1 protein-coding gene is annotated in these 834 nt (G+C 71.1%); it reads left to right on the forward strand.

From position 1 onward, the window contains the following. Positions 1-22: 22 nt before the first annotated feature. Positions 23-834 (forward strand): hypothetical protein (locus ABD323_RS42260; protein WP_344447370.1); only part of this gene is annotated, 812 nt, incomplete at its 3' end.

An 834-nucleotide genomic window follows, 5' to 3' on the forward strand; every position in this document is an offset into this window, starting at 1 on the left:
AGAAGCATGTGGAGAAGCACCGATGACGGAGAACAACGACCTCGGAACGCCGACCGAGCAGCTGCACCGGGAAGCCCTGGCAGCCCGCGCCAACGCGATCTCGCCACACGACCTGCCCCCGGCCCAGCCGCCCTCCGGCCGCCTCCGCCGACTCCGGCCCGTCCGACTCGTCCTGGGCATCGCGATGTTCGGCCTGGCCGCCTCGGTAGCCGGCTACCTGACCTTCAACGGGACCCCGACCGCCATCCACCAGGACCCGGCGCCTGCTCCGCCGAGCGTGAGCGCGTCGCCGACCCCGACCGAGTCGCCCACCCCGTCGCCGTCACCGAGCACCTCGGCCGAGCCTTCCGGGAGTCCCAGCGCGAGCAGCAAGGCTGCGCCGACGCCGACCACCTTCCGCAACGTCACCTTCGGTCCCCCGGCGGGCTGGACGATGGAGAGGCCGGACCCGGCGTACGGCCAGGTGTGCCTGTTCGCCCCTGACGCGCCTGCCTCGGCACGTGCGAAGGCGGGCATCTGCGATCCCTACGGCGTCCTGATCAGCGTCTGGAACACCGCGACGGAGGTGGAGAACGCGATCTGGCCCTACGAGAGCAGCCTGGACGTGGACGGCGGCTGGGGCACCCAGCCGTACTGCCCCGTGTGGGACGGCCCGCACGGAATCGGGTCGGGCGACGACCTCAGGCTGGTGGGCAAGCCGGAGCGGTCGGTCGCCGCAGTAGGCGGCCACTACGCGCAGACCACCAAGTGGCTGGTGCAGTGCAACGCCAGGGAGCGCTTCACCACCCAGATTTGGTCCTTCCACAAGGAGCAGGTCCTGGTGTCGACGAGCGG

The organism is Kitasatospora nipponensis, assembly GCF_039528135.1.
Classification (GTDB): Bacteria; Actinomycetota; Actinomycetes; order Streptomycetales; family Streptomycetaceae; genus Kitasatospora; species Kitasatospora nipponensis.